This is a genomic window from Faecalibacterium sp. Marseille-Q4137, assembly GCF_017377535.1.
Classification (GTDB): Bacteria; Bacillota; Clostridia; order Oscillospirales; family Ruminococcaceae; genus Faecalibacterium; species Faecalibacterium duncaniae.
The window spans coordinates 1-7,276 of sequence record NZ_JAFREK010000067.1 but is presented as its reverse complement, the minus strand read 5'-3'; the positions used below and the strand labels follow the sequence as shown (position 1 = coordinate 7,276).

General features: G+C 50.9%; 8 protein-coding genes and 1 pseudogene. 6 read left to right on the top strand and 3 right to left on the bottom strand.

Annotation, left to right across the window (positions count from 1 at the left end):
- A partial coding sequence (locus J3353_RS15180) for a hypothetical protein (RefSeq protein ID WP_207685168.1) occupies window positions 1-300 on the bottom strand: 300 nt, incomplete at its 3' end.
- 210 nt (window positions 301-510) lie between these two features.
- On the opposite strand from J3353_RS15180, the gene J3353_RS15175 reads away from it, so the two are divergent.
- Together J3353_RS15175 and J3353_RS15170 are read left to right on the top strand one after the other, a co-directional pair.
- On the top strand, window positions 511-1,179 hold the full coding sequence (locus tag J3353_RS15175; RefSeq protein ID WP_207685170.1) for an alpha/beta hydrolase: 669 nt from the start codon (window positions 511-513) through the stop codon (window positions 1,177-1,179).
- Window positions 1,180-1,718: 539 nt separating this feature from the next.
- Complete coding sequence (locus tag J3353_RS15170; RefSeq protein ID WP_097791729.1) at window positions 1,719-2,348, top strand: helix-turn-helix domain-containing protein; 630 nt, start codon at window positions 1,719-1,721, stop codon at window positions 2,346-2,348.
- Between the two features lie 61 nt (window positions 2,349-2,409).
- Here the strand turns inward: J3353_RS15170 and J3353_RS15165 are convergent, their stop codons facing one another.
- A complete protein-coding gene (locus tag J3353_RS15165) occupies window positions 2,410-3,387 on the bottom strand; it encodes a hypothetical protein (protein ID WP_015565720.1) in 978 nt (325 codons plus the stop codon).
- Between the two features lie 9 nt (window positions 3,388-3,396).
- Window positions 3,397-3,834, bottom strand: a complete 438-nt coding sequence (locus J3353_RS15160) for a DUF4869 domain-containing protein (RefSeq protein ID WP_015565721.1) — start codon at window positions 3,832-3,834, stop codon at window positions 3,397-3,399.
- 158 nt (window positions 3,835-3,992) lie between these two features.
- Here J3353_RS15160 and J3353_RS15155 point away from each other — a divergent pair, with 158 nt between their 5' ends.
- The 4 genes and pseudogenes from J3353_RS15155 to J3353_RS15140 form a co-directional block, all read left to right on the top strand.
- A complete protein-coding gene (locus tag J3353_RS15155) occupies window positions 3,993-4,859 on the top strand; it encodes a DUF6017 domain-containing protein (protein WP_097791726.1) in 867 nt (288 codons plus the stop codon).
- A gap of 4 nt (window positions 4,860-4,863) precedes the next feature.
- The gene (locus J3353_RS15150) at window positions 4,864-5,766 is read left to right on the top strand and encodes a ParA family protein (protein WP_207685169.1); all 903 of its coding nucleotides are present in this window, start codon (window positions 4,864-4,866) and stop codon (window positions 5,764-5,766) included.
- Window positions 5,723-6,646: a ParB/RepB/Spo0J family partition protein gene (locus tag J3353_RS15145; protein WP_207685167.1), complete on the top strand. Its 924-nt coding sequence runs from the start codon at window positions 5,723-5,725 to the stop codon at window positions 6,644-6,646. The genes J3353_RS15150 and J3353_RS15145 overlap by 44 nt, the downstream gene beginning before the upstream one ends.
- Before the next feature lie 14 nt (window positions 6,647-6,660).
- Window positions 6,661-7,128 (top strand): annotated as a pseudogene (locus J3353_RS15140) (DUF4368 domain-containing protein); the annotation flags it as partial.
- Window positions 7,129-7,276: the final 148 nt, after the last annotated feature.

Genomic DNA, 7,276 nt, shown 5'->3' with positions numbered 1-7,276 from the left:
CTCTCCGGCCGGGGCGGGAGCGGGGTCAGGTCTTGCATCCTGCACCACGGGCAGCACCGGAGCCTCGGGGGCGGGAGCCCACACCTGCTGGTACAGCTCCTTCAGCGATTGCAGATCCCGGCCGGAGAGGGCACGGTAGACCCGGAACATCTGCCGGTTGCACAGCCGGAGGATGCCGCAGGCTTCCTGCAGGCCGGAGGGCATCCCCTCCAGCGGGAGCACCCGGCACAGCCATGCCAGCAGCACCACGGTGCCCACCGCACAGCCTCTTTGAACCTGTTCTCGCTGCCTCTGTTTCATCCTGCATCCCCCGTCTTTTGTGCCGTTCCCCGGTGTTTTTTCTCCATTATATCACATCCGCGCTGTAATTTGCCAGAGAGCAGAGGGGAATGTACCTCTGTGCCGCTTGCGTCTGCTCTGAAAACCGTTTGAATTGCAAAACGATTTTTTAGTTGCTATACTGGGCTTACCAATTTTTTTCGGGAGGCTGCTACAGTGACCGCACAGACAATGCAAATCGGGAACACACCTTGCCGCATTTACGGCGAAGCCAATGCAGAATACCTGCTGCTCCAAATGACAGGTGAGCATGAGCTGCAAAGTATGGATTATGAAGTGGCGGCGATCGCACAAAGCAGCCGGAATTTTCTGTTTGCAGCTCTCCCGGTGGAAAGCTGGAACGATGCGCTTTCTCCGTGGAAAGCCCCTGCCGTGTGGGGAAAGCAAGGCTTCGGCGGCAAAGCTGGGGACACCCTGCGCTTTCTGACGGAGCAGGTCATTCCCACACTGGAGCAGCAGTTTCCTCTCCCGGAAAACGTCAAAATCATTCTGGGCGGCTACTCGCTGGCGGGATTGTTTGCGCTGTGGGCATCCACCCAGACCGATTTGTTCTACGGTGTCGCCGCCGCTTCTCCCTCTGTGTGGTTTCCGGGCTGGATGGAGTTTGAACAGCAGCACCCCATGCAGACACAACACATTTATCTGAGCCTTGGAGATAAAGAAGAACACACAAAAAACACCATCATGGCTGCGGTAGGGGATAATATCCGCACGTTGCACAGTCGGCTTACAGAGCGTGGCGCAGACTGCACCCTTGAATGGAACAGCGGTGGACACTTTAAGGACGCTGATTTGCGTACGGCAAAGGCTTTTCAGTGGGTGATGGAGGAACACACATGACAATTTGCGTTTGCGAAGCAAATGGAGGGGTCTTGCCCCGACAAGTTCTAATTGATACCGATGGCCGCCCAGCGGTCAGTGATGTGATGAAGAACAAGACCAGCAGCCGCACTCTGCCGCCGCCCTGTTCTCATCCTCACCATCTTAGCCGCAAAAAAGGCACCAGCCTAAGCCGGTGCCTTTTATTGGCGGAGATGGTGGGATTCGAACCCACGTGCCCGATTAAGGACAAAACGATTTCGAGTTTTTCCTGCTTCACGGTACTTGGTGGAAGACAGAGGTAATTAGCCGACTTTTCCAGAAGATACGAACCATCGAATTTACGCTTAAAATTTCATCAAAATCCAAAATCACTAGGCTCCATGCGGATTTGAACCCACTTTCCAAAACGCAGAAAAATCTGCCTTTTGGAGAGAATCGGGAGAGATTTTACGCCCGTTGGAGAGAACGGGCGAGAGAGATTCCGGGAGCCATGATCCATCCATACAGTATGTTGCTTCTGACGCTGACAAAATCAAAGCAGCAAAGGATGGATGAATATGAGGACTCTGTTAGAGTGCTATAAAATACTCGAAGAATATCCCAACGGAATGACGAAAGACCAGTTCTACCGTGTTGCCCGCATCAACAAGCAACACGCAAAGTATCTTCTGGATTCCGGTCTCGTTCCGTGTACCAATACAGGAAAGAAAACACGCAAATACCATATTGCGACCCACGACGTGATCACCTACCTGTGTGACCGCGAAGATAACCCCGAAAAGTATAAAGTGCCAACGGGCTTTTATATCGGAAAGAATGGCTGCCCCAAGCGGCACCCGGACAAGCCTGTCACAGAGATCATCCGCTTCGATTTTACAGAGCCAGAAAAAACAGGGCTGTATACCCTATGGGAAAATCTCACGGTTGGATATGATGATCTGCTGACCACCCCGGTAGTTTCGGAACTGACGGGCTACTCTGCACAAAGCATCCAGCGATGGTGCAATCAGAAGATCCTTGTAGGATTCAAAATTCGTGGTACATTGACGATTCCTCGGCTGGCAGTCGTTGAGTTTATGTCCGGCGACCGTGCAACGGCTATCGTCCGAAAATCCTCAAAGCACCTCGATTTGCTCCGCACCTATGCACAGGACTGCCATGAAGGTGCAATGACAATTACATATTAAACGAACAGGACTGCTCCACAGTACAATGTGTGTGAAGCAGTCCTGTTTGCTTAGTAGGGATTTATATGTCTTTCTTGTCGAGCTGGATGTGGGACATCTCCGAAAGAATCGCTTTCTTTTCATGCTCCTGTAAATACACAGGATTCAGTTTTGACTTCGTATATTTCAGATAGCTGTCAGCGGTCTTTTGCATCAGCACAGCCGTAAAATATCGCTCCCAACTGAAATACTGCTGGCTTTCCACATGATTTTCCGGCGATTTCAGAATTTCATCGACCTCTGTGTCTTCGAGCAATCCAGAGCGAAGAATCAACCATTCAAACGATTCTGGCAGGTAAATATGAGAATCCGGCTGGAGGGCAAGCAGTTGCATAATGCGCTCCATCTGCGAACCAAATGCCGCACCGTCTGCAACCACCAGAATATTCTCCCCTGCACGGTCGGACAGCATTTTGAAAATGTTGGACTTTCCACCAGCAGATTCGCAGAAAATTCCGTTTTCGGCGCAAACAGCCTGAAAAAACTGGAACCCCGAATTGGAATCCTCTGTAATGATTGCCACTGGTTTTAGTTTCTCCAACCCCATCGGCTTTCCGTAAATTCGGAAAAACTCATTGTAGGTCTGTTTCAAGTCTCCGAAGTGTTTGGATGCCCGGATGCCGTAAATTTCCGTTACGCTATACGGTAATGTTTCAAGTCCTTCCCGCGTGACGAGCACATAGTAGTTGTCTGTTTTCTGAATCGCTGCGGCAAATTCCTTTGAAGCAGTAAAAGCATTCCCTTCATCAATAAAAACGATACTCTGCGAAAGGTCGGAAAGCTGTTTTTCCCACTGCCGCCCGGAAAGAACAACGCAATCCTTCTCGCATTGCAGTTCTATTCCACTGTCCGGGCCTAGTTCCTCGTATTCCCGAATCATCTCCACGAGCGTTGTTTTTCCTGTGGCACTATCTCCACGCAAGATCGTGATGTTCCGGCGTATTTCAAAATCGAACTTGATTTTTCGGTTTTGTACAACGACCCGATATGCTCCTGTCATAAAAAATCCTCACACATAAAGTCCTGCAACGGGGACAAGTTCCCGCATGGAGTGAACGATCTGATTGGTGTTCAGGATGCGGATAGTAAATGTTCCATTTCCAAAATCCATGAGATGCCGAAGGTTGATGGTAACATCCCGATTTTCAGCGATTTTTAACAGCCATTTGGCACAGTTATCTCCACAGGTCGAAGCGTTGAACACCTTTTCCGGCTCGTTGGCTATCAAAATCAGGGTCTTTACTCCGCCCGACAACTGCACCGGGGGAATCTTCCCCAGCACCGGACTATCAATCACACCGCTGTCCAGTACAGTGGAATGGTCTACGTCTTGTATCATCTCACGAGTAAGCGGAGCCGTGATCCACTCCTCTGCATAAGTGTTCTTAAAATAAACAGCGGTGTTGTAGATCACGTTCGGCATATCACCGTAAAAAACATTAAGCATATAAGCATCTTCTCCTGTTACATCGGTTGACACTTTTATTATCATCATTGTAAGCGTTTTTTCTGGTGAATGTCAACCTGTTTTTCATTCATTTCGGAGGGAGGGATAGTTTTCCACATGAATACACCCCTACAGTTGAAAATCCGAGGACACACCAAATGATGCTGGACTACTTCTATGGTCAGTCGGGCGAATTGTTCTCCTATTTCCGCATCCCCAAGGCACTGTTCCAAGACTGCCGTTTCCGGCAGCTCTCCACAGATGCCCGGACACTGTACGGCATCCTGCTGGACCGCATGAGCCTGTCTGTAAAGAACGGCTGGCTGGACGAGCAAGGTCGGGTGTATATCATCTACACTGTCCGGGAGGTGCAGGAATCCCTCTGCTGCGCCGAACACAAGGCGGTCAAGCTGTTCCGGGAATTGGAGGACATGGACCTCATCGAGCGCAAGCGCCGTGGTCTGGGCAGACCCAGCCTGATCTACGTCAAGGACTTTTCCTCTGGCTTGCCAAAAGCGCAAGTACAGAATTGCCCAAACAGCAATTCTTGTGCTGCCGAAAGCGCAATTCTGGTGCAGCCAAAACCGCAAGCAAATAAGACTGATAAGAATAAGACAGAGCGGAACGATCCTGACCCTATCTATTCCGGGGGCATCCGGGAGCAGCTTGAGGATTATTTTTATCAGGTGTTAGAGGTTGACCTCCTGCTCCGGCTCTGCCCGGACGATGAGGACACCATCTATCAGATCGTAGACTTGCTTGTGGATACCTGTTCCACCAAACGCAAGATGTTGCGGATTGCCGGAGATGACAAGCCCACCGAGGTGGTACGCAGTCGGCTGAAAAAGCTGAATGCCGACCACATCCGTTTTGTGCTGGATTCTCTTGCAGAAAACACTGCACCGGTGCGGAACATGAAGCAGTATCTGCTGGCGATGCTCTACAATGCGCCCACCACCATGAACCTCTACTATCAGAACAAGACGAACCACGACTTTGCGCGTGGTTCACCGAAGGCGGGGTGATGTTATCGCACAGAAAGCTACGATTATCGCAGTCACCAATCAAAAAGGCGGTGTAGGGAAAAGCACCACCTGTGAAAATCTGGGCATCGGGCTGGCGATGGAGGGCAAGAAGGTCCTACTGGTGGACGCTGACCCGCAGGGCAGCTTGACCATAGTCGCTTCACTCCTATGGCTAGTCGTGTGCACTGCGTGCAGATTTATATTTGCCCGCCATGCGGACATTGCCATCAGTATGGGCTGGCAGCAGCCCGATGAATTGCCTACCACACTTTCCACCCTGATGCAGAAAGCCATGAACGACCAGCCCATCCAGCCCGGCGAGGGCATTCTGCACCACGCAGAGGGCGTTGACTTGATCCCTGCCAACATCGAACTGGCAGGGCTGGAAGTTACCCTTGTGAACAGCATGAACCGGGAAAAGATGCTCAAGCAGGTGTTGGACGGTGCAAAGCGCGAATACGACTTTATCCTGTTGGATTGCACCCCTTCCCTTGGGATGCTGACCGTCAATGCACTGGCAGCAGCAGACACCACCTTGATTCCCGTACAGGCGCAGTACCTGTCTGCAAAAGGTCTGGAACAGCTTTTGCAGACCGTCCAAAAGGTCCGGCGGCAGATCAACCCGAAACTGAAAATCGAGGGTATTCTGCTGACCATGACCGACAGCCGCACCAACTACGGAAAGCAGATCAGCAATCTGATCCGGCAGGCATACGGAAAGAACCTGAAGGTGTTTGAGCAGACCATTCCCCGTTCTGTCCGAGCGGCAGAAACCAGTGCGGCAGGCAAAAGCATCTTTGCCTATGACCCCAAGGGCAAGGTGGCAGAAGCCTACAAATCTCTTGCAAAGGAGGTGCTGGCGGATGCCGATCGACAGCGGAAACTTAGCTCTGAAAGGGCTAGATGATCTGTTTTCCACCGAGGAAAACCGACAGGAGGAACAGCGGGAACAGGTGCAGCAGATTCCCATTGATGCGCTGCACCCCTTCACCAACCACCCTTTCAAAGTGCTGGACGATGAAGCCATGACCCGGACGGTGGAGAGCATCGCACAGTACGGTGTGCTGGCTCCGCTGATCGCCCGCCCTCGCCCGGAGGGCGGCTACGAGATCATCTCCGGGCATCGCCGCCAGTATGCGGCTAAACTTGCCGGGCTGGATACCCTGCCGGTTATCGTGCGGCAGATGTCGGACGATGCTGCTGTGATATTAATGGTGGACAGCAATCTCCAACGTGAACACATCCTGCCCAGTGAGAAGGCTTTTGCCTACAAAATGAAGCTGGACGCAATAAAAAATCAAGGTGCTAGGTCAGATTTAACTTCTACGCAAGTTGCGCAGAAGTTGTCCGTCGAAAAAGTTGGCGATGATGCTGGGGTAAGTAAAGATACTATTCGCCGTTTCATCCGCTTGACAAACCTTGTCCCGGAACTGCTGGACATGGTAGACGAAAAGAAGATCTCCTTCAATCCCGCTGTGGAACTGTCCTATCTGGACGAAAGCCAACAGCGGGCTTTTTTAGAAGCCATGGATGGTACCCAAAATGCCCCATCTGTATCGCAGGCTCAGCAACTAAAGAAGATGGCGCAGTGTGGTGAGTTCACCTATGAAAAGGCGTTTGATATTTTGGGGCAGGAAAAGAAGAGTGAGCAGGACACCGTAACTATCAAAAACGACATCCTGCGAAAATACTTTCCACGCAGCTATACGCCTCGGCAAATGGAAGAAAAAATCATTCAGCTTCTGGATGCGTGGCAGAAAAAGCAGCAGCGCCACAACGAACGCTGATTCGTAACGCAAGACCCGATGAAGCCCGGTTCGTGAAGCTGCTTATCCAGCAGAATGAAATGGGCGGCAAGCGGAAACAGGCGGCAGCCACGAAGCAGCTTGAACAGGTGCAGAGCCGCATTGCAGAACTTTCCCGCTATATCAAACGTCTGTATGAGGACAATGTAAACGGGAAAATCAATGACGAGCGTTTTATGGAAATGTCCGCAGACTACGAAGCCGAGCAGCGGGAACTGAAGGAGAAAGCCGCCGCATTGCAGGGCGAACTGGACAAGGCACAGGAAGCCACGGTAAACGCTGAAAAGTTTATGAACATTGTCCGCAAGTACCTTTCTATCGAGGAACTGACACACACCCTCTTGCGTGAAATGGTGGAGAAAATCGTTGTCTATGAATGTGAGTATGACGAGAACGAAGTACGCCACCAGCGCATTGATATTTATTATAGCTTTGTCGGCAAGATTGACTTGCCCGAAGAATAAGCCCGACCTATCCGACACCCTGCGCAAGTGCCGGATAGGAACGGCAAAATTTTTTACACTTCTATTACTTCTTTATCACACATAAGCAAAGTCTCAGGGCATGAAGCAGCTTATGGCTAAGTAGATGTAATCAAGAAAAGAAAGGAAA

Bases quoted from the DNA above. Each gene is read 5' to 3' on its own strand.
- J3353_RS15165 (WP_015565720.1), bottom strand. From the start codon at position 3,387: ATGACAGGAGCATATCGGGTCGTTGTACAAAACCGAAAAATCAAGTTC.
- J3353_RS15160 (WP_015565721.1), bottom strand. From the start codon at position 3,834: ATGCTTAATGTTTTTTACGGTGATATGCCGAACGTGATCTACAACACC.
- J3353_RS15170 (WP_097791729.1), top strand. From the start codon at position 1,719: ATGAGGACTCTGTTAGAGTGCTATAAAATACTCGAAGAATATCCCAAC.
- J3353_RS15175 (WP_207685170.1), top strand. From the start codon at position 511: ATGCAAATCGGGAACACACCTTGCCGCATTTACGGCGAAGCCAATGCA.
- J3353_RS15155 (WP_097791726.1), top strand. From the start codon at position 3,993: ATGATGCTGGACTACTTCTATGGTCAGTCGGGCGAATTGTTCTCCTAT.
- J3353_RS15145 (WP_207685167.1), top strand. From the start codon at position 5,723: ATGCCGATCGACAGCGGAAACTTAGCTCTGAAAGGGCTAGATGATCTG.